A 450-nucleotide genomic window follows, 5' to 3' on the forward strand; every position below is an offset into this window, starting at 1 on the left:
GCCTTGAGCATGTCTCGACGATTCATCTTGTTCCCCAATTGGCAAAGTCTGCCGGGGAGGGCGGTCGTCCCGTCGTCGGGAGGCTCCAGCGGCATCCCGGACCGATCCGCGTCGTCCCGCGACAGCATCAGTACCGGAGGGCAAGATTTGCAGCGGCTCGCCGGGGCCGTCAACTCCGCCCGATCGCAGACCGATAGTTCCGTCTCAAAGCCCGAGATAGGCCTGGCGGACTCGATCGTTCGTCAGCAGATCGGCAGCCGGGCCTTCGAGTTCGATGCGGCCGTTCTCCAGCACGTAGCCGCGATGGGCGATGCGGAGCGAGGCCATGACGTTCTGCTCGACCAGCAGGATGGTTTTGCCTTCGCGCTTGAGGTCGAGCAGCGCTTGCAGAATGCGCGTGACGAATTTCGGCGCGAGACCGAGCGAGGGCTCATCGAGCAGCAACAGGCG

At 64.2% G+C, this 450-nt stretch carries 1 pseudogene; it reads right to left on the bottom strand.

The window, feature by feature from the left end:
- Positions 1 to 204: 204 nt before the first annotated feature.
- A pseudogene (locus D7Y13_RS46390) lies at positions 205 to 450 on the bottom strand (branched-chain amino acid ABC transporter ATP-binding protein); the annotation flags it as partial.

The organism is Corallococcus praedator (assembly GCF_003612125.1).
In the GTDB taxonomy this organism is placed as follows: Bacteria; Myxococcota; Myxococcia; order Myxococcales; family Myxococcaceae; genus Corallococcus; species Corallococcus praedator.